Source organism: Rhodanobacter sp. B05, assembly GCF_002001085.1.
Lineage (GTDB): Bacteria > Pseudomonadota > Gammaproteobacteria > Xanthomonadales > Rhodanobacteraceae > Rhodanobacter.
In genome coordinates this window covers 37519-57178 of sequence record NZ_MUNU01000007.1, presented here as the reverse complement: position 1 = coordinate 57178, position 19660 = coordinate 37519, and the positions used below count along the sequence as shown (strand labels likewise).

Here is a 19660-nt window from a genome sequence, read left to right as displayed (position 1 = left end):
CAGCGGGTAAACCTCTGGCCTATGGCGCCAGATCGCGAAGCGGGTGATAACGTGCGGCTGGATTTTCCCCGAGATGAACCGTGCCGATTCCGCGCCATGCCTTGTTGCCACTTGCCGTCGTCCTCTCACTCGCTGCGTTCGCGGCGCGGGCGCAGCAGTCCGCGACGGATGCCCCTCGGGCGACGCCCAGGAAGGCGACCAACCTGGCGCCGGTCGACGTGAATTCAGAAGCCTGGCGCGAGACGCTCAAGGCCAAGCTCGAACACATGCTGCCCGAGGTCGATGGCACCAAGATCACCGTGACCAGGAAGACCACGGTGACCCACCTGGCCGACCAGCCGACCGTGATCGGCAACAACCTCGACCAGTTGCTGGCGCGCTCGCCCGGCGTGCAGGTGTCGCAGCAGCCCACGCCGACCCAGTTCAACCTGAGCTATCGCGGCCTGGGCAATCCGCAGGAATCGGAATACGTGCTGGTGATGCAGGACGGCATTCCGCTGGAAAGCGACTGGATCGGTTTCCCCACGCTGTATGCGATGCCGCTGACGCAGAGCTTGTCCGAGGTCGAGCTCATTCGTGGCGGTTCCAGTCTGTTGTACGGGCCAGAGCCTGCGCCGGTGATCAACCTGGTTTCGCGTCGCCCCAAGCCGGGCGCGCCGTTCTCCGCGAGCAGCGAGCAGGTGGTCGGCAACCACGGCCTGTACTCGACCTACGACGCGGTCGAGGGCAGCAGCGGGCGCTGGACGTATCGCGCCGACGCCGCCTATGTCCGCAGCGACGGCAGCCGGCCCAACGCCGGCTCGCAGATGCGCCAGGCCGATCTGTATCTCGACTACCGCCCGGACGACAGGCAGCTGTGGTGGATCGACCTGCACGCGATCAATGCGGCCTCCGGCGATGCGGGCCGACTCGGCTATCCGCAATGGCAGGCCAACCCGCGTGCCACGCCGACGCCGTACAACCGGGACTGGGTGACGCGCGACCAGTTGGTGCTCGGCCACCGCCGCACATTCGGCGACGGCTGGCTGTTCGAGGGCAAGCTGTGGTTTGCGTACCAGGATCTGGCCAGCCGCGGCGCGAACGGTGCGCTGGCGCCGCAACCGCCACCGACCGGCACCACCTTGCAGGACGAGCAGTTCCGCACCGCTGGCGCCGACCTGCGCCTGCGCAAGAAGTGGGGCCGGGGCAATGCGTTCACGATCGGCACCACGCTGTTCCACGGGGATGATCCGTTCCGGCAGTGGAGCAGCAGCGACCTGTACGTCGATCGCCACGACCGCAGCGGCACGCCGCGGCTGGTGCAGGCGCGTACGTCGGACTACGCGGCGATCTTCGCCGAGAACGTGTTCCGCCTGCCGCATCGCTTCCACATCGTGCCTTCGGTGCGGTTGGAGCATGAGCGGGTGGCCGTCGATGAAAGCGTGCGTCCGCCTTTCCTCAGTCGTCCGCTGATTCACGAGGCGGATGCGCGCAGCCTGCCGCTGTTCGGGCTCGGCGTCGGCAACGACTTCGGCCACGGCAACGAGACTTACTTCAGCGTATCTCAAGGCTGGCGCCCGCTGCGCTACTTCGACATGGCCTCGCCGTTCGCCAACGTGGTGCCCGGCCATGCGCCCGATCCGTCGAAATCGCTGTCGTACGAGCTGGGCGTGCATGGTGTGCCGGTAACCGGCCTGTACTACGACGTCAGCGTGTTCTGGATCGATTTCCGCAACCGCATCGAGGCGCAGCACATCAACGCCACCGACGTGATCGAGGTGAACAGCGGCGATACCCGCAGCCGCGGTTTCGAGGGCCAGCTCAACTACGATTTCCTGGCGAATACCGCCTTGGCCGATCGTGGCGAACATCTGGAGGCTTTCGTCAGCGCCAGCCTGCTCAACGCGCGCTTCACCGCCAGCGTGATCCCCGGCCAGGTCGGCAAGATTCCGGCGTACGCGCCGCGTTACCTGCTGAAGGCCGGCGTGAACTGGCGCGTCGAGCGGCGCATCAAGCTGAGCCTCACCGCGGTCTCCTCTGCCGCGCAATTCTGGCAGGACTCCGATCAGCCGCTGGGCAGCGGCAACAGCTACCTGCCGGCGCGCATCCCGGCTTATACCGTGCTGGATCTGGCCGGCGACTGGCAGCTCAACCGCCACGTCACCCTGCTCGCCGGCGTCAGCAACCTCGCCGATCGCCAGTACTACGACCGCGTGTGGCAGACCGGACTGGAGCCGGCGCTGGGGCGGTCGTGGTATGCGGGGGTGCGGCTGGGGTTGTAGGCCGGCGATGGCGGTGCCGTATGCTGGGCGGGTCATCACGGAGCCAACGCCCATGTCCGCCGAGCTGCCCGGCACTCGCCTGATCCCGTTGCCCGGCAACGGGCCCGAGGATGTCGTGGTCGATGCCGGGGGCCGACTGGTCGCCGGCGTGGAAGATGGCCGCGTACTTCGTATCGATCCGCGCAGCGGCGACGTGCAGGTGCTGGCCCGGCTGGACGGCCGGCCGCTGGGGCTGGAGATCCTGCCCGATGGAAATATCCTGGCCTGCGTCAGCCCCGGTGGCGTGGTGCGGATCGATCCTGCCGACGGCACGGTTACGCCGTTGATCAGCAGCTTCGAGGGCAGGCCGCTGCCGTTCTGCAGCAATGTCGTGGCGGCGCGCGACGGCAGCATTTTCGTCAGCACCTCGAGCGCGCGCTACACGTTCCGGCAGTGGCGACTCGACATTGTCGAACACCTGCCCACCGGCGTGCTGCTGCATCGGCATCCCGATGGGCGCGTGGAGAAGCTGCTCGACGGCTTGCAGTTCGGCAACGGGCTGGCGCTGGCACGCGACGAGTCGTTCGTCATCGTCGCCGAGACCAATGCGGCGCGACTGCTGCGTTACTGGCTGAAAGGCGAGCGCGCCGGGCAGCACGAAGTCTTCGCCGAGCTGCCGGGGTATCCGGACAATCTCTCGATGAGTGCGGATGGACTGCTCTGGGTGGCGCTCGCTTCGTCGCGCAATGCGCTGCTGGACAGGATCCACAAGCTGCCGTTGTGGTTGCGCAAGGTAGTCGCGCGTCTGCCCGAGGTGCTGCAACCTGCGCCCGAAAAGATCGCCTGGGCGCTGGCGCTGGATTCCGCGGGCCGCCTCGTGCATGACTGCTGCTGGAAGGATGGCCGCTACAGCATGGTCACCGGCGTTTGCCAGCATCGGGGCTCGGTATACCTTGGCAGCATGCTCGAGCCGGCGTTGCTCGTGTTCGAGTTGCCGACGTCGCCGGCTTGATCCGGTGGCGACAAGGCCCGCCATGCGGCGGGCCCTGTCTTGCTCACGCGTCGCCCGGATCAGTGATGATGGTCGTCGCGGTGATCACCGCGCGCGGGCGCTGCGGCATGTCCGCGTGGTGCGGCGGCGTGCGCCGCGGCGGGACGCGGGTTCGCCGGTCGATAGCCGCCACGCGCGTAGTCGGGTGCCGGGCGGGAGGCCTGTGGCCGGTAGCGTGGGGCACGGGAGACCTGTGGCTGGTAGCGCATGGCGCGAGCATCCTGTGGCTGGTACGCGGTGCCGCGCTCTGCGCCGGATTCGCGATTCCTCGCGTAGTTGTTGTTCGGCCTTGCGTAGCTGCCTTCCGAGGTCGACGCGCCGTAGCGGGATGGGCCGGACGAGCGCGCGGACGGATTCGCATGCGGCGCAAAACTTGCCGAGCGCATGGCGTCGCCGTCATGCATGGCCGCGCCGCGTGGTGCGCCATGCGTGGTGGGGATGCCACGGCCATTGAAGGCACCCGCCCGCGGCGTGGCGCCAATCGGTGGTGTGCCATGGTTCACGGCGGCGCGCATCGACGGCGTGCGGCTGGCCATGCTGCGCTGCTGCAGTTGCGCCGCCACCGGGCCGCGGTGCTGATCGCGTTCCCAGCCGCGCTCCTGCGAGGTGGGGCGTGCCGCGATCCCGCCCGGGCCGCCGTTGAAGCTGGCGCGTCGATTGTTGATGATCGTGGTGTTGCGAACCACGGTCCGGTTGTAGACGTTGCGGATGTTGCCGCCGACATGGTTCACGCTGCGGTTGTAGTAGAAGCCGCCACCGCGCCAATAGCCGCCTTCGTAACCGCGGCCGCCATAGCCGTAGCCGTAGTCGATGCCGCCGTAGAAGCCGACATGCCGGCCCCAGTAGCCGCGATGGAAGACGTAGACGCCGCCACCCCAGCCCCAGTAGCCGGGGGTCCACAGCGCGCCCACGTAAGGCGGCAGCACCCAGGTGCCGGGTACCCAGTAATAGCCGTCGCCGCCCCAGGCCCAATAGCCCGGGGTCCACAGGTAGCCGGGGCCGGGAATGATCGGCTGCTCGTATATCGGCAGGATCGGTGGCGCGATGTTGACCGAGACGTACACGCCGGCCTGCGCGCGCGTGGGCAGCGCGGCGATGGCACCGATGGCAAGCAGGGCGCCTGCCGCCCGCACCAGCCAGCTGTGCCGCAAGGAAGATCTGCTCGTGATGGTCCGGGTTTGCATGACGACCTCCTGGGTGTTGTCGTGTGCCCTTGATAACGCACGAACCTGCCTGGCGGCGACCGCGCACCGAACGCAAGTTGGGCGCGGTTCAGCGCCGCGATCCGCGCAAAGTCTTGCGTTGCTGCGAGGCCAGCGACGGCAGAGTATCGTCGATGCCTTGTGCGGCGAGTACTTGTCTCGGGGGTTTCATGTCGATTCGTCATGTCTTTCGTCCGGCCATTCTTGTCGGCGCGTTGCTGTTGTGCGCCAGCAGCCAGCTCGCCGCCACCGAAACGCCGGTGCCGGCGGGCGTCACCGGCGCGCTGGAATGGCGTCAGCTCGGCCCGTTCCGCGGTGGCTGGGCAACCATGGCCGCAGGCGTCTCATCCAGACCCGACACGTTTTACATAGGCACCGCCGGTGGCGGTGTGTGGAAGACCGACGATGCCGGGCGCACCTGGCACGCGCTGTTCGACAAGCAACCTGCCTCGTCGATCGGCGCGCTGGCGCTGGCGCCGTCGGACCCGAACGTGATCTATGTCGGCAGCGGACAGGTGGCCGCGCGCTATGACGTGGGCGCCGGCAACGGCGTGTATCGCTCGACCGATGGCGGTCGAACCTGGCAGCACATGGGGCTTGACGAGACACGCCATATCGGCCGGATTCTGGTCGATCCGCAACATCCGGATACGTTGCTGGTCGGTGCGCTCGGTCACTACTTCGGACCGAACCACGAGCGCGGCGTGTTCCGCTCGACTGACGGCGGCAAACACTGGCAGCAGACGCTGACCATAAACGACGACACCGGCATCGTCGATCTCGCCGCCGACCCGGCCAATCCCGCGATCGTCTACGCGGCGGCATGGCAGGTGCGCAACTATCCGTGGTTGTCGTACTTCCAGCCGAACGCGGGACCGGGCAGCGGGCTGTATCGTTCCAGCGACGGTGGTGTGACCTGGAAACGCATCCGTGGTCACGGCTGGCCGACCGGCACGCTCGGTCGCATCGGCATCGCCACCGGTCGCGGTGGGCGCGTGTATGCGGTGATCAATGCCGCGCCGAACAGCGGCAACGTTCCGCACGCGGCGTCGAAAGACCAGGGCGGTCTGTACCGTTCCGACGACGGCGGCGCGACGTGGCAGCTGGTGAGCCAGCAAGGCTGGCTGGAGAATGACTACTTCAGCCGTCTCACTGTCGACCCGAACGATCCCGATCGCATCTATTCGGCGGGTCAGTCGATCCGCGTCTCCAGCGATGGTGGCAAGAGCTGGCACGTATTCAAGGGCGCGCCCGGCGGCGACGACTACCACTTCGTGTGGATCGATCCGCGCAATACGCAACGCATGATCACCGCCAGCGACCAGGGCGCGGTGATCACCGTCAACGGCGGCCAGAGCTGGAGCAGCTGGTACAACCAGCCGACCGGTCAGTTCTACCACCTCGCTGCCGACAACCGGTTCCCGTACTGGGTCTATTCCGGCCAGCAGGATTCCGGCACCGTCGGCATCGCCAGCCGCGGCGACTACGGCGCGATCAGCTTCCGCGACTGGCGTCCGGTCGGCGGCGACGAGCGCGATTACGACCTGCCCGATCCGGCCGATGCCAACGTGGTGTTCGGCTCCGGCCTCGGCGGTCGCGTGTCGCGCTGGAACCGCCAGACCGGCGTGGTGCAGAACGTCACGCCGTGGCCGGTCAACAGCTACGGCCAGCGCCCCACCGATTTCAAATACCACTACACCTGGATCACCCCGATCGCGTTCGCCGCGAAGGCGCCGTATCCGCTGTACATGGGCGCACAGGTGCTGTTCCGCAGCACCGACCAGGGCGCGCACTGGGACGTGATCAGCCCCGAATTGAATGGCAAGCGCGCCGGTGCCAAGAACTGCGATGGCAACCCGACGACGGCCGAGGCGCGCGACTGCGGTTACGGCGTGATCTATTCCATCGCGCCGTCGCCGCGCAGCAACGACGAGATCTGGATCGGCACCGACGACGGCCTGATCCAGCGCACAGCCGATGGTGGCAAGAGCTGGCACAACGTCACCCCGAAAGGTCTGCGCGCGTGGGACCGGATCGACTCGCTCGATGTCTCCGCCGCGCAGGCGGGCACCGCCTATGCCGCGGTTGACGGCCATCGGCAGGACGACTTCAGCCCGCATCTGTGGCGCACGCATGACGACGGCGCCAGTTGGACCGACATCTCCGCGGGCCTGCCGAAAACCAGTTTCACCACCGTGTTGCGCGCCGACCCGGTGCGCACCGGCCTGCTCTACGCCGGCACTGATCAGGGTGTGTTCGTCTCCTTCGACGATGGCGACCATTGGCAGTCGCTGCAGCGCAACCTGCCCACCGCCTGGGTGCGCGACCTGCTGGTGCACGACAACGACCTGATCGCCGCGACCCAGGGCCGCGCGATCTGGGTGCTCGATGATGTCACGCCGCTGCGCCAGGCCAGCGCCGCGATCGCCCGCGCCCCGGCGCACCTGTACACGCCGGCAACCACCGTGCGCGTGCGCGCCAACGAAAACAAGGACACCCCGCTGCCACCGGAAACCCCGCTGGGCAAGAACCCGCCGGCCGGCGCCGTGATCGACTACCGCCTCGCGCATGCGGCGAGGGGTCCGGTGGCGCTGGAAATCCGCGACAGCGCCGGCGCGCTGGTGCGTCGTTTCTCCAGCGCCGACAAGCCGGCCGAGCTCGACGCCGACCGCTACTTCGCCAAGGGCTGGCTGCGCCCGGGCGCACCGCTGTCGGCGGCCGCCGGCGCGCATCGTTTCGTGTGGGATCTGCGCTATGCACGGCCGCAGGCGATCCAGTACGGCTACAGCATTTCCACCAGCTGGGATTCCGATACGCCGGTGACGCCGGAGGGACCGATGGCCTTGCCCGGCACCTATCAACTGACGCTGCATGTCGACGGCAAGTCGTACCAGGCACCGCTGAAGGTGGTGATGGATCCGCGCGAGACCGCGGTTACTCGGGCCGATCTGAGCGCCGGTCTGGCGTTCTCGCAGGAAATCGGCAAGCAGTTGCTGCAGGTCTGGCAGAACTACGGGCAAGTGCAGGCCGTGCGCAAGCAGTTGACCGCGCTCGACGACAAGCTGGCCGGCGATGCCGCACACGCCACGCAGCGCGCATCGGTCGAAGCGTTGCTCAAGCAGACCGCTCCACTGGTCAGCGGCAGCGGCGAGAACAGCATGAATCTGCGCGCGATCAACGACGGCCTCACCGATATCGCCACCGATGTGGAAGGCGCCGATCGTGCGCCGACCGATGGCCAGCGGCAGGTGGTCGCGGCGAGCGAGGCGCGCTATGGCAAGGCGAATGCGCAATGGCAGCAGATCCGCGAAAACGACCTCGCCAAGCTCAACCAGAACCTGCGCAGCGCGGGCCGGACGGCAGTGAAGGTGCCGGAGCCGGATCAGATCCACCAGGAGGCATCTGAAGAGTCGGAAGACATGCCCTGAGTGTCCGTCGCACCGCGCATCGTTCGATGCGTGACGCGAATCCATTCAGCGCCGTGACCCGCGCAGCTTGTCGACCGAGAAACTGGCGATCTCGCCGCCGTCGACACGACGCGGTTGCCCCATCGGCGGCCCCCACGCGTGCGCGCTGACCACTTCCCAGGTGGCCGGAATGTGGCCGTCCACCCGCATCCCCTCGTAGGCTGCGAGCATTCGGTGATAGCGACTCTTGCCAGTGAGGCCGCGTTCGCGGGTGCGATCGGCGTTGGTGGCGCCAAGGCCCTGCAATTCCTCCAACAGCTTGCGCGGCTCGCTGTAGGTGAGGGTGTAGCGGAACACGTCCAGCACCGGATCGCGCAGGCCGGAGGCGAGCATCGCGTCACCGACATCGTGCATGTCGAGGAAGCGGCTGACGTGGGGTTGCTGGTCGGCCTCGGCCCAGGCAGCACGCAATTCCATCAAGGTGTCCGGACCGAAACTGGAAAACACCATCAGGCCGCCGGGTTTCAGCACGCGCATGCATTCGCCGAACAGCGTGGGCAGATCGTCGATCCACTGGAAGCACAGGTTGGAATACAGCACGTCGATGCTGTGGTCGGGCAATGGCAGTGCACTGGCTTCGGCGCAGACACGGGAAAACGGCTTCAGCCAGCTGCTGTGCTGCTTCGCTGCGCGCAGCATCGGCAAGGCCAGGTCGAGCGCGATCACCTCGGCCTTGGGATAGCGCTGCTTGAGCAGGGCGCTGCCGAGGCCGGTGCCGGCACCCACGTCGAGCACGCGTTGTGGCGTGCCCGGATGGAAGCCGAGGCGCTCCAGCAGATGCGTCTGCACCTCGCGCTGCAGGGCGTCGTGCTGTTCGTAGGTGGTCGCCGCGTCGCCGAAATGACGACGCACCAGGCGGCGGTCCAGTTGAAAATCACTCATCGCGGAGACTCAATGCGGCGGGTCGGCCGGGTTGCCGTTCGAACAGGGGCTGCAGCGCCTGCACCAGCGCTTCGACGTGGCCGAAGAACGGGGCGTGCCCCGCCTGGGCGATCTCGTGGTAATCGCCGCCGCACTGGCTGGCCGACCACGCCATCGCCTGCGGCGGCACCAGCCGGTCGCGCCGACCGGCAATCCACGTGCTCGGTACGCCGAGGTCGGGCAGGGCGGCGCGGCGGTCGCCGTCTTCGAGAATGCGGATGCCTTCCTGCAGCACGCGCAGATCCGGCTCGCCGCGGGCGAATACCAGCTCGCGCAGATGGCGCAGCTCGGCACGCGGATCGGCGCTGCCCATCGCCTCCAGGGCGAGGAAACGTTCCAGCGTGACGTGGTAGTCGGTTTCCAGTTCGCTGGCCAACTGGTGCACCAGTACCGCATCGCTGCCATGTGGCCAGCTGGCGTCGCGCACGAACTTCGGGGTGGCGCACAGCATGGCCAGGCCACGCACCTGCTGCGGTATCTCCAGCGCGGCGGTGAGTGCGATCAATCCGCCCAGCGACCAGCCCAGCCAGATCGCCGGTGGCGTGATCGCGGCGATCGCCGCGGCGCAGGCGCGTGGTTCCAGCGGCAGGCCGCAATCGCGCGAGTAGCCGTGTCCGGGCAGGTCGACGACATGCATCGTGCAGCGATCGGCCAGCGCGTCGACCAGCGGTTGCAGTACACCGCCGTGCATGGCCCAGCCATGCAGCAGCACCAACGGAATCGGGCCGTGGCCGCGCTTGTCGATGTACAGGCTCACGCCGGCGTGCTTTCGTTTTTGGTGGGAAGCAGGTCGGCATCGACGGCACCGCGGCCGTCGAACACGAAGCATGTGCCTTGCCAGTGCGTCGCGTTCGTCTGCTCCAGGTATTTCAGGATGCCGCCCTCGAGCTGGTAGACATGTTCCATGCCCAGCGCGTTCATGTGCAGCGCCGCCTTTTCGCAGCGGATGCCACCGGTGCAATACGACACCACGGTCTTGCCGGCGTACCGCGCACGATCGGCGGCGATCGCCCGGGGAAAGCCGGTGAAGCTGGCGAGGCGGTAGTCGACCGCCTGCGGGAACTTGCCGAGATCCGTTTCGTAATCGTTGCGCGTGTCCAGCAGCAGGACCTCGCGGCCGGCGTCGTCATGGCCTTGATCGAGCCAGCGCCGCAGGGTGGGCGCATCCACCGCGGGCGCGCGGCCCCCTTCGGGGCGGATTGCGGGCAGGCGCATGGTGATGATCTCGCGCTTGATGCGCACCCGCATGCGGCCGAAGGGCACGCTGTCGGACAGCGACTCCTTCGGCACGATGTCGGCAAAGCGGGCGTCGCGATTCAACTGCGCCATGAAACTGTCGATATGCTCGCGCGCACCGGCGAGGAACAGGTTGATACCCTCGGGCGCCAGCAGGATCGTGCCCTTCAACGCCAGCACCTCGCAGCGCGCGAGCAACCGCTCGCGCAGCGCCGGAAGATCGTCCAGGCTGATGAATTTGTACGCGGAGATATTGACGATCGACATGCGGGGCATCGCGGCAGCAAGCTGGCCATTATACGTGGCGGCCCGCGTTCAGCCGGAATGGCCCGGCCAGTGCAGGCTTTCCAGTGCGCCCAGCAGCTGATCGACATGGGCTGTCTCGTGTGCCGCCGACAGCGTGATGCGCAACCGCGCCTGTCCGGCGGGAACCGTGGGTGCGCGGATCGCGGTGACCAGCAGGCCATGCCGCTCCAGCGCCTGCGCGGCGGCGAAGGTGGCCGCGGCGCTGCCAAGCAACAGTGGCTGGATCGCGCTGCTCGATGCCAGCAGCGGCAGGCCGAGTTCACCGGCACCGCGACGGAAGCGGGTGATCAGTGCGGCAAGTTTGGCGCGGCGCCAGGTCTCGGTTTGCGCCAGTTGCACGGCCTCCAGCGCGGCGGCGGCCAGCGCGGGCGGCATCGCCGTGGTGTAGATATACGGTCGCGCGAACTGCAGCAGCCCTTCGATCAGCGCGGCCGGTCCGGCGACAAAGGCGCCGGCGCAACCCAGCGCCTTGCCCAGCGTGGCCATCAGCACGGGCACCTGGTGCTGCCCCAGTCCGGCGGCGTTGACGGTGCCGGAGCCGTGGGGGCCCAGCACACCGAAGCCGTGTGCGTCATCGACCATCAGCGTGGCCTGTGCATCCGCGCACAACGCTGCCAGTTCGCGCAGGGGCGCCACGTCGCCATCCATGCTGAAGACGCCGTCCGTAGCCAGCAGTGCGACGGCGTCGGGACGGGCGTCCAGCTGCCGTCCGGCAGCGGCGACATCGGCGTGCGGGTAGCGCTTCAGCTCGGCCCCGCTGAGCTTGGCCCCATCGAGCAGGCAGGCATGGTTGAGCTTGTCCTGCACGCACACGTCGCCGGGGCCGAGCAGCGCCTGCAGCACCCCGAGATTCGCCATGTAGCCGGTGGAGAACAGCAGCGCACGCTCGCGCCCGGTCCACACGGCCAGCGCTTCTTCCAGTTCGGCATGCTCGGCACGGTGGCCGCAGATCAGGTGTGCCGACGCGCTGCCGACACCTTCCTCCCGCGCGGCACGGACCAGCGCGTCGATCAGCTGCGGGTGCCGGGCCAGGCCGAGGTAGTCGTTGCTGCAGAACGACAGCAAGCGCCGGCCACCGATCTCCAGCCACGGGCCGTCCGCATGCTCGACCGTGCGCAGCCGACGCAGCAGCTGGGTGCGCTCGCGTTCGGCCGTGCTGGCGGCAAGGCGTTGCAACAGATCGGGTCGACTCATGGCTCGCTAATCTACGCCAGCCTGGCAAAGAAGCATGTTGCGTCGATGAGGTCGTGCCAGCAGACAGAAGAGATCCACGAGGCACGGCTGGGTGACGAGAAGCGCCTCACGCTGCCGGGCGAGGTGGCTTGCGACTTCCCGCTGAGCCCGTCTTTGGCGCGCAACCGCGCCGACGCGCGGCTACGCCACCGCACTGCAGCCGCACGCGTGGCCGCAGCCGTGTTGTTCCATGGTGCGGGATTCGGCCGCCATGATGTCGGCGTGTACGGTGCCGGATGTCCCGCTTACTTCCATCGGGCGCAGGTCGAGCCGGCGGAACAGCGCGCGGTCGGCCTCGACGTCGGGGTTGCCGGTGGTCAGCAGCTTTTCGCCGTGGAAGATCGAGCCGGCGCCAGCGTAAAAGCACAATGCCTGCACCGCGTCGTCCATCTGCTGGCGTCCCGCCGACAGGCGCACGATCGACAGCGGCATCAGCAGGCGCGCGACCGCGATCGTGCGCACGAACTCGAACGGATCGAGTTTCTCCGCATTGGCCAGTGGCGTGCCCGGCACCGGCACCAGCTGGTTGATCGGCACCGACTGCGGATGCGCCGGCAGGTTGGCCAGCGCCTGCAACAGGCCGGCGCGCTGGTCGCGCGTCTCGCCCATGCCGACGATGCCGCCGCAGCAGGTCTTCAGGCCGGCGTCGCGCACCTGCTCCAGGGTTTCCAGGCGATCCTGGTATTCGCGGGTGTGGATGATCTCGCCGTAGAACTCCGGCGCGCTGTCGATGTTGTGGTTGTAATAATCCAGCCCGGCGTCCTTCAGCGCCTGCGCGTGGCCGTCGCCGAGCAGGCCAAGCGTGGCGCAGGTTTCCAGGCCAAGATCCTTCACCGCACGCACGATCGCGGCCACCTTGGGAATGTCGCGATCCTTCGGTCCGCGCCACGCCGCGCCCATGCAGAAGCGGCTGGCGCCCGCAGCCCTGGCGGCGCGGGCGCGTTCCAGCACATCCTCGACTTCCATCAGCTTTTGCGCCTGCACCCCGGTGTCGTAGCGTGCCGCCTGCGGACAGTAGGCGCAGTCCTCGGGGCAGCCGCCGGTCTTGATCGACAGCAGGGTGGATACCTGCACCGCGTTCGGATCGTGGTGAGTGCGGTGCAGCTCGTGAGCGCGATGCAGCAATTCGTTGAACGGCAGGTCAAACAGCGCACGCACCTCGTCGCGGCTCCAGTCGTGGCGGGTGCGGTCGTCGACCATGGATTGCCTGCTCCGTTGAATGGGATGGGAAGTGTGAAAGTCGACTTGCGTTGTGTCAACTCAAAAAGGTATAGGTAGAGTTGACACAGGCGCGCTGACCGCGATCCCGTTACGATCGAACCTCGGCTGCCGGCGGAGCTGGGATGGGCATGAATCACAAGGACGTGTTGCGGCGAGCCTGGTTCGGATTGCACCGCTTTGTGCTGCCCTTGCGCTGCCTGTTGTGCGGCGCTGCGGGGGCGAACGGCATCGATCTGTGCGGCGACTGTGCGGCCGAGTTGCCGCGCAACCGCAGCTGCTGCGCGCGTTGCGCCCTGCCGCTGGCCACGTCGGCGTCACTGTGCGGCGAATGCCAGCGTCGCGAGCCGCCGTGGGACGCAGCGTGGGCGCCATTCCGCTATGGCTGGCCACTGGATCGGCTGGAGTCGCGCTACAAGTTTTCCGGCGACCTTGCCGCCGGCCGGGTGCTGTCCTCGATGTGGCAGCGCGAGTCCTGTCCGGTCGATCTGCCGGACCTGCTGCTGAGCGTGCCGCTGCATCGCAGCCGTTTGCGCCAGCGCGGTTATAACCAGGCGCTGGAGCTGGCCCGACCGCTGGCGCACGCGCTGCATGTGCCGCTGCGCCATGACGTGCTGCAACGACGGCGCCGTACCGATGCGCAGACCGAACTCGATGCGGTCAGCCGTCGTCGCAATGTGCGTGGTGTCTTCGCTCTGCGCGAGGGCCTGGTCCTGCCGACGCACGTGGCGATCCTCGACGATGTGATGACCACCGGCGCCACCCTGGCCGAATGCGCCCGCGTGGTGAGACGCGCGGGCGTAGCGCGGGTGGATGTGTGGGCGTTGGCGCGGGCACCATCGCCGCGCGGCTGATGCCTTGCGCAGGCTCGGTCTAGTCGTCGCGATCGACGAGCGCGTCAAGAAAGCGGGTGACGCGCCATGACAGACGCCCGAGCGCCGTGAAGTGGACCGGGTCGAGGTGGCTGTCGTTCTGCTCGATCTGGAGGAGCCTGAAACCGGCCAGCGCCTCGCGCCGAAAATCCTCGTAGAGCGCCATCGCCTCGGCAGTGAGTGCTCGATGGGCCATCGGGATCTGCTCCAGGGTGTAGTGGCGGACCTTGTCGCGGTCGTAGTAGTCCATGGCGCGGGTCAACGGAACGGCCAGCGCGTTCTGCAGGGCATCGAACACGCCGGCGTCGATGCTCTCGTGGAAAATGGCGTGTACGTGCGGCAGGTTGCGCAGGGCGCGGAAATACAACTGCACGACCGAGAAGAATCCACGCAGCACCTCGACATGGCTGGCAACCCGACCCCCGTTGAGCTGCGCCAGGCCCCGCGTTGACATCAGCACGTCGAGCGGATTGCGGAAAGTGAAGATGTAATGCGCCATGTAGAAATGCCGGCACTGGAAATCGAACAGCTGCCGGCTTTCGTCCATCGCGTCGGTGGGGTTGATGACGATCTTCGAACCGACATGGCCGTACAGATCGGCCAGACGTTCCAAGTAGCGCCACCACGGAGCATCTTCTTCAAACAGCGCGGGGCAGTGGCTGCTCTTGTTCTCCTGGTTTCCCCAGGTACGGTGCATGCCATTGTAGCGCTCGGCGAAATCCGCGCTGCCCGGATCGCGATGGAAGCGGGGTTCGCCGAACAGGAAAATATCGGCGGAATCGTTCAGGGCATTCTGCAGGATCGTGGTGCCGGTTCGTGCGGCACCGATGATGAACAGACCCTGGGCGGCAATCCCGGCAGGCAGCGTGGATGGTGGTTCATGCTTCGCGCCATCGCACGGCGTGGTGCCCGGATCGACAGTCGCCGGTTCGCGCCGGTTGGCCGCATTGCGGAAGGCTTCGAAAATTCGGGCTGGCAATGACGGCAAGGCATGGGCTCCAGGTGGCGCAGGTCGATACGGCCTGTCAGGGGCGTTATCGTTCAGTCGGTCTCCTGCCGGAGAAGTCTCGCATGTAGCAGCTGTCTGCGGCACGTGGAGGATGTCGTGACGCCAGCTGCCGAGGCCGAAAACATCGACGGAAACGTGGGGCTTGCGGAGCATCCGGCGTCGCATCTGCCGTCAGTGGGCCCGCAACTCCAGATGGCTGAGCAACACGCCAAGCCGCCTTGCGTCGGTGGACTGGTGCCGCTGCAGTGGCGATACCGGTTTCATGATGTCCAGGCGGATGGTGATCCGGCCGCCTGTCTTTGCCGGCACCGTGGGAATGTCGATTTCGTAGAGGGCGGCCTGGTCGGCGCCGACTTTCCAGTGGCCGGCCGGGGAGCCATTCACCTCGACCGCCACCTCTTGCGGCTGGCCCTCTGCAGGTGCGTATGCCTGCAAGGTCAGCATCAGCTTCAGTGGAACAGGCGAGGGGGCAAGTCGGGTCACGATCAGCGCTGGCGTCCCGTCGCTCCAGACCCCGCCGGTTTCGGCGTGGCTCCAGCCCGAACCGAGATAACGCAATCCCGGTCCGTCGAGGTGAACCGGGTAAACCGTATCCGGATGCATGACGCTGACAAGGAACGGCGGCCGTGCGGGCGGCTCCCCGGAGCAACGTCCTTCGCGAGCGAGTCGGGCCATGTAGTCGTGCCAGAACGCGTTACGGTCCATCATGGTGTGCATGGGAATGTAATGATCCGGATCGATGTACTGGCTGGCTTGCGCGGGAGTGATTCCGGAGCCGATGCAGGCGATCGCGCGCGCGCGCGTCCAGGCCGCGGCGGCTGTTTTCATGCCCTGTGTCTGTTGTGCATTGACGGCATGACCCAGGGCGCTGGACAGTGCCAGCGAGGGCAACGCCAATCCGTACAGGAGGTCCCGTGTCCTGTTTGACCGGCACAGCGACACCAGGGCAAGCCCGATGGCAGCAAGCATGAAGAACAGCGAGATGCGACTGTCCAGATAGCTGCAGTTGTGGTCAATCACGCACCAGATCTGCTGTTTCCTGGCAGCAACCACCGGTAGAGTGATGGCGACTATTCCGAGCAGCAGGGCGCCGCCGGCCAACCACTTGCCGTGCGCGGGAGATCGGGCGGTCTGGCGGCTGAACCGCCAGTACGACAGCAACGACACGGCACAAAGCACGGCGGCGAGCAGGGCGCCTGGCCAGGCCGTCGGCACCAGTGCCGAGCGATCAAGAAACGGCAGCCACGTGGCAGAGGCGACATGCAGCGCGAATGTCCGCAGCAGGTCACCACCGTGGCCCAGGCCATCCAGGGTCGCACCGTCGTAATGCGTCGGCTGGCTCTGCCGGAACCAGGCGTAGGCAAGGTACACCAGCGCCAGGATCACGATGTCGCGCCGATATCTTCCAGCCAGCATCCGCAACTGCCGGAACCGAAGGCCCGAACGGCCTGAGCCTATTTCCGCGGCCAGCAGGATCGTGCCGACGATGATCATGTATTCGCTGCTTATCAGCGCAAGCAGATAGAGCACATGGACGACATGGACGCCGAGTTGGGCAGCCGACCCTCTGCTATCCGCTATTGCCGGATGTTCCGCCGGGAACGCCAGCCGCGTTGCCAGCATGACCAGCAGAGGCAGGCCAAGTTCGAGCGGGTAGCCAACCGGCGGCATGTGATAACCGATCATGGGCTGGATCGCCACCAATGCCAGGAACACGGGCAGTGCTAGGCGTGCCTGCGCGACCCGGGCGACCCATATCGAGAACAGCAGCATATCGACGTACCAGAGCAGGACGCAGGCGATCCGGAACAGCAAATAGTCCGAATAGTGCGAACCCAGCAACGTCAAAGGCACCAGTACGAATGCCCCGATGCGACCCTGCTGCAAGGCGGTCTGTACGATGTAATGGAAGGACTCGCCGTGAAGCACGACGTTCTCGAAAAGAACATCGTCACCGGTCAACCGGTAGCCGTCGAGAAAGAAGTGCCCCTGGAGGACCGCAAGCAGGGCAGCGCAGAGCCAGGCACCCCATTGCAGCGCACTGCATCGCTCGCGCCACGAAGTGGATGCGATGGAACGGGGCTCCAGTGACCGTTGGGCCTTTGGGTGAGCGGTACTGTTCAACGCACCGCCAGCGCCAGCACGATGCCTATCCACACCACCAGCCCCAGCCAGTTGTTGTGGCGGAACGCGGTCAGGCAGGCCTCGCGGGCGCGCGCCCGGATCAACCACAGTTGGTAGCCGAACAGCCCGGCGGCGAGCAGCAGCGCCAGCCAGTACGGCCAGCCCAGATGCGCGCGCTGGCCGACGAACAGCATCGCCAGCAGGAAGGTGCCCATCAGCATGCCGAGGATCGGCAGGTCGGCATCACCGAACAGGATTGCGGTGGATTTCGCGCCGGCCTTGAGGTCGTCCTCGCGATCGACCATCGCGTACTCGGTGTCGTAGACCGTCGACCACAGGATGTTGCCGATGAACAGCAGCCAGCCCAGCGGCGGCACGGTATTTGTCACCGCCGCAAATGCCATCGGGATCGACCAGCCGAACGCGGCACCCAGCACCACCTGCGGCAGGTGCGTGTAGCGCTTGCTGAAAGGATACAGCGCCGCCAGCGCGGCGCCGGCGAACGAGAGTTCGATGGTCAGCCGGTTGGTGAACAGCACCAGCACGAAGGCGAACATCAGCAACACGGCGAACACGAGCAGCGCCTCGCGTGGCGTCACCCGTCCGCTGGCGATCGGGCGTCCGGCCGTGCGCGCCACCTGCGGATCGAGCTTGCGGTCGGCATAGTCGTTGATCGCGCAGCCCGCTGCGCGCATCGCGAACACGCCTAGGGTGAAGATGATCAACAGCTTCCACGGTGGGAAATCGCCGGCGGCCAGCCACAGCGCCCACCAGGTCGGCCACAACAGCAGCAACGCACCGATCGGCCGGTCCATCCGGGTCAGCACCAGATAGTCCAGCGCCTTCTCGCGCTGGCGCGGTGGCAGCTTCTTCAGCAGCCAGTTCAACACGCGCGTGGCGCGCGTCGAGCTGTCCGCCGGCTGCGGCTTGGGTTTGGCAACAGGCCTCGCAGCGCCAGGCCGGGGCCGGGCGTCGAGCGCGGTGGTCTTGCGGGGTTTGCGTTTGCGCGGAGTCGGGGCCATCGGCCGAGTTTAGCGTGGGCGCTCCGCGTGCAGCGCGTACCCGGTCACTGGACTGATGGTGCGCGTCAACGCACGCGGAGATAGGCCCGCAAGGCCAGGTCGCCGTTGGCGCCGGGGGCGGCCAGCAGTTGATCCAGCGTAGCCAGCTGGCGGCTGCACGCCGCCGTCCAGTGCGCCTCGTCGGCGAGTTCGCCGTGCGCTGTCCAGCGCTCCGCCTGATGCTGTCGCAAGGCGCTGCCCAGGCTCGCGCGCCAGGCCGGTGTCGACAGTTGAACGGTGCCCTGGCCGGAGAACAGCGCGACGTAACCGGAACCCACGGCGTCCCTGAAGGCGCCGCCATGGCTGCCCAGCGTGATGGCGATGCCGCTGGCGTAGCGGCCGCAGGCGGATGGCGAGAGTTGCCGGCGCAGCATCTCCAGCGTCTGCTGCTCGCTCACGGCGTAGCGGCGCACGTCCTGCGTCGAGGCAACTTCAAGTTGACGCGCACGCGCGGCGTCGAGCGCGTGCCAGAAGTTGTCGTTGTAGCGTGCCACTGCAGCCGGGTGCGGGCGAACCGGTACCGCAAGGTCGCGTTGCAGCCATTGCTGGTAGATGGCCGGCTGCACCAGGGCGATCCGGTCGAACGCCGCGGCCAGCGTGCGCCCGTGCGGATCATGGCGCAATGCCTGCAGGAACTGTTCGCTGCGCCAGCCGTCGGCTTGCCAGTGGCGCCCGTCGGCGTCGATCGCGGTGATGATGTGGTTGTCGAACAGCTCCGCGCGGTCCGGAACATAGACATCGTTGCCCTGCCTGGCGAACGCGAGCCGGACAAAATCCGGGGTGGCGCCGAGTTCGTGCAGCTCGCGCTTGAAACGGTCCTGCTGTTCGCTCACGTAGTCGACCGAGCGGGTGGTGGCCAGCAGGGAACGCATCTGGTGGAAGCCGAACCAGGCCTGCGGCGTGGCCAGGCGCTGCGCCGCGCCGATGAAGGCCAGCGTGCAGGCGCTGGCGCAGATGCCATCGGCCTCCACCGCGATGTCCGGGTGGGCATGCAGGAAATCGTGCAGCTCCACACCCTCGGTCACGCTGCCGCCGCGGCTGGCGATGCGCAGGAGATGGATGCCGGCATGACTGGCGAAGGCTTGTTCGATCTGGTCCGTGAAACCCACGCCCATGGTGCCGCTGGCGTCGATGGCGCGCCCATCCGCCGCCACCCGGACGTGGAAGTCGTTCCAGCTCTGCTGCTCGCTGGACGCATGCAGCATGTCGGCCAGCACCCGGGCATTCGTGCGCATGCCGACGCAACTGCCCACGCAGCCAATGACCACCATGATCCGCGCCACCACACCCCAGCCACTGCCGCTGCGACCCGCGGCGCGCCAGACACCGACGTACTGCCACACGGCGATCCCCAGGCAGATGAGGACGGCGGTCGCCGTGGCCGCGATCGCCCAGGTCAGCGGATGGCGCTGCCAGTCGAGCGTTCCCAGTCCGGTGAGCAGCCCGCGCGCGAGGAGGGTGACCAGCACCAGGTTGATCCAGTAGCTCACCGGCAGCGACAGATCGCCGTGCCAGTGGGCGGACAGGAAGTTGCGCCGTTCTGGTGGTTTGGCAGCAGCGCGCGATGGCGATGGCAGCGGCGGCGGCGCGCCGGGGAGGACCGGTGGTTCGACTGGCGGGAACCTTGCCGTCGCAAGGCCCTCGCCCGCATAGGCGCGGCCGTCGTCGTCGGGATGCATCGATGTGGATTCCGTCGGTCGCGCGCAAAAACCCAGGTGGC

14 protein-coding genes are annotated in these 19660 nt (G+C 67.2%); 4 read left to right on the top strand and 10 right to left on the bottom strand.

The features are described 5' to 3' along the window. Positions 1–218 precede the first annotated feature (218 nt). Positions 219–2261 carry a TonB-dependent receptor gene (locus tag B0E47_RS02195; protein WP_139351303.1) on the top strand — a complete coding sequence of 681 codons (2043 nt, stop codon included), beginning with the start codon at positions 219–221 and terminating at the stop codon, positions 2259–2261. A 52-nt stretch (positions 2262–2313) separates the two neighbouring features. After that, on the top strand, positions 2314–3252 hold the full coding sequence (locus B0E47_RS02190; protein WP_217318883.1) for an SMP-30/gluconolactonase/LRE family protein: 939 nt from the start codon (positions 2314–2316) through the stop codon (positions 3250–3252). A 59-nt stretch (positions 3253–3311) separates the two neighbouring features. Here B0E47_RS02190 and B0E47_RS02185 read toward each other — a convergent pair whose 3' ends face one another. Further along, the gene (locus B0E47_RS02185) at positions 3312–4475 is read right to left on the bottom strand and encodes a YXWGXW repeat-containing protein (protein ID WP_077512066.1); all 1164 of its coding nucleotides are present in this window, start codon (positions 4473–4475) and stop codon (positions 3312–3314) included. 188 nt (positions 4476–4663) lie between these two features. On the opposite strand from B0E47_RS02185, the gene B0E47_RS02180 reads away from it, so the two are divergent. Next, a complete protein-coding gene (locus B0E47_RS02180; protein WP_077512064.1) occupies positions 4664–7921 on the top strand; it encodes a sialidase family protein in 3258 nt (1085 codons plus the stop codon). A gap of 45 nt (positions 7922–7966) precedes the next feature. Here the strand turns inward: B0E47_RS02180 and bioC are convergent, their stop codons facing one another. From bioC to bioB, 5 genes are all read right to left on the bottom strand, one after another. Further along, positions 7967–8842: a malonyl-ACP O-methyltransferase BioC gene (bioC, locus tag B0E47_RS02175; protein ID WP_077512062.1), complete on the bottom strand. Its 876-nt coding sequence runs from the start codon at positions 8840–8842 to the stop codon at positions 7967–7969. Continuing rightward, positions 8835–9638, bottom strand: coding sequence for a pimeloyl-ACP methyl ester esterase BioH (bioH, locus tag B0E47_RS02170; RefSeq protein ID WP_077512060.1), 804 nt, complete (start codon positions 9636–9638; stop codon positions 8835–8837). The genes bioC and bioH overlap by 8 nt, the downstream gene beginning before the upstream one ends. Then, on the bottom strand, positions 9635–10384 hold the full coding sequence (locus tag B0E47_RS02165; protein ID WP_077512058.1) for a sulfurtransferase: 750 nt from the start codon (positions 10382–10384) through the stop codon (positions 9635–9637). The genes bioH and B0E47_RS02165 overlap by 4 nt, the downstream gene beginning before the upstream one ends. Before the next feature lie 48 nt (positions 10385–10432). Then, positions 10433–11617: an 8-amino-7-oxononanoate synthase gene (gene bioF / locus B0E47_RS02160; RefSeq protein ID WP_077512056.1), complete on the bottom strand. Its 1185-nt coding sequence runs from the start codon at positions 11615–11617 to the stop codon at positions 10433–10435. A 180-nt stretch (positions 11618–11797) separates the two neighbouring features. Next, on the bottom strand, positions 11798–12856 hold the full coding sequence (gene bioB, locus B0E47_RS02155; protein WP_077512054.1) for a biotin synthase BioB: 1059 nt from the start codon (positions 12854–12856) through the stop codon (positions 11798–11800). A 149-nt stretch (positions 12857–13005) separates the two neighbouring features. Here bioB and B0E47_RS02150 point away from each other — a divergent pair, with 149 nt between their 5' ends. Continuing rightward, the gene (locus B0E47_RS02150) at positions 13006–13728 is read left to right on the top strand and encodes a ComF family protein (protein WP_077512164.1); all 723 of its coding nucleotides are present in this window, start codon (positions 13006–13008) and stop codon (positions 13726–13728) included. Between the two features lie 19 nt (positions 13729–13747). Here the strand turns inward: B0E47_RS02150 and B0E47_RS02145 are convergent, their stop codons facing one another. The 4 genes from B0E47_RS02145 to B0E47_RS02130 form a co-directional block, all read right to left on the bottom strand. Beyond that, positions 13748–14920, bottom strand: a complete 1173-nt coding sequence (locus B0E47_RS02145; protein ID WP_077512052.1) for a sulfotransferase — start codon at positions 14918–14920, stop codon at positions 13748–13750. 6 nt (positions 14921–14926) lie between these two features. Then, the gene (locus B0E47_RS02140; RefSeq protein ID WP_139351301.1) at positions 14927–16879 is read right to left on the bottom strand and encodes a hypothetical protein; all 1953 of its coding nucleotides are present in this window, start codon (positions 16877–16879) and stop codon (positions 14927–14929) included. Continuing rightward, positions 16876–17769: a 4-hydroxybenzoate octaprenyltransferase gene (gene ubiA / locus B0E47_RS02135; RefSeq protein ID WP_254422773.1), complete on the bottom strand. Its 894-nt coding sequence runs from the start codon at positions 17767–17769 to the stop codon at positions 16876–16878. The genes B0E47_RS02140 and ubiA overlap by 4 nt, the downstream gene beginning before the upstream one ends. Before the next feature lie 197 nt (positions 17770–17966). Further along, positions 17967–19619: an ATP-dependent Clp protease proteolytic subunit gene (locus B0E47_RS02130; protein WP_077512046.1), complete on the bottom strand. Its 1653-nt coding sequence runs from the start codon at positions 19617–19619 to the stop codon at positions 17967–17969. Positions 19620–19660: the final 41 nt, after the last annotated feature.

Coding starts and splice junctions, on each gene's coding strand:
- B0E47_RS02190 (WP_217318883.1), top strand. CDS start 2,314: ATGTCCGCCGAGCTGCCCGGCACTCGCCTGATCCCGTTGCCCGGCAAC.
- B0E47_RS02185 (WP_077512066.1), bottom strand. CDS start 4,475: ATGCAAACCCGGACCATCACGAGCAGATCTTCCTTGCGGCACAGCTGG.
- B0E47_RS02180 (WP_077512064.1), top strand. CDS start 4,664: ATGTCGATTCGTCATGTCTTTCGTCCGGCCATTCTTGTCGGCGCGTTG.
- bioC (WP_077512062.1), bottom strand. CDS start 8,842: ATGAGTGATTTTCAACTGGACCGCCGCCTGGTGCGTCGTCATTTCGGC.
- B0E47_RS02165 (WP_077512058.1), bottom strand. CDS start 10,384: ATGTCGATCGTCAATATCTCCGCGTACAAATTCATCAGCCTGGACGAT.
- bioF (WP_077512056.1), bottom strand. CDS start 11,617: ATGAGTCGACCCGATCTGTTGCAACGCCTTGCCGCCAGCACGGCCGAA.
- bioB (WP_077512054.1), bottom strand. CDS start 12,856: ATGGTCGACGACCGCACCCGCCACGACTGGAGCCGCGACGAGGTGCGT.
- B0E47_RS02150 (WP_077512164.1), top strand. CDS start 13,006: ATGAATCACAAGGACGTGTTGCGGCGAGCCTGGTTCGGATTGCACCGC.
- B0E47_RS02145 (WP_077512052.1), bottom strand. CDS start 14,920: ATGCGACGCCGGATGCTCCGCAAGCCCCACGTTTCCGTCGATGTTTTC.
- B0E47_RS02130 (WP_077512046.1), bottom strand. CDS start 19,619: ATGCATCCCGACGACGACGGCCGCGCCTATGCGGGCGAGGGCCTTGCG.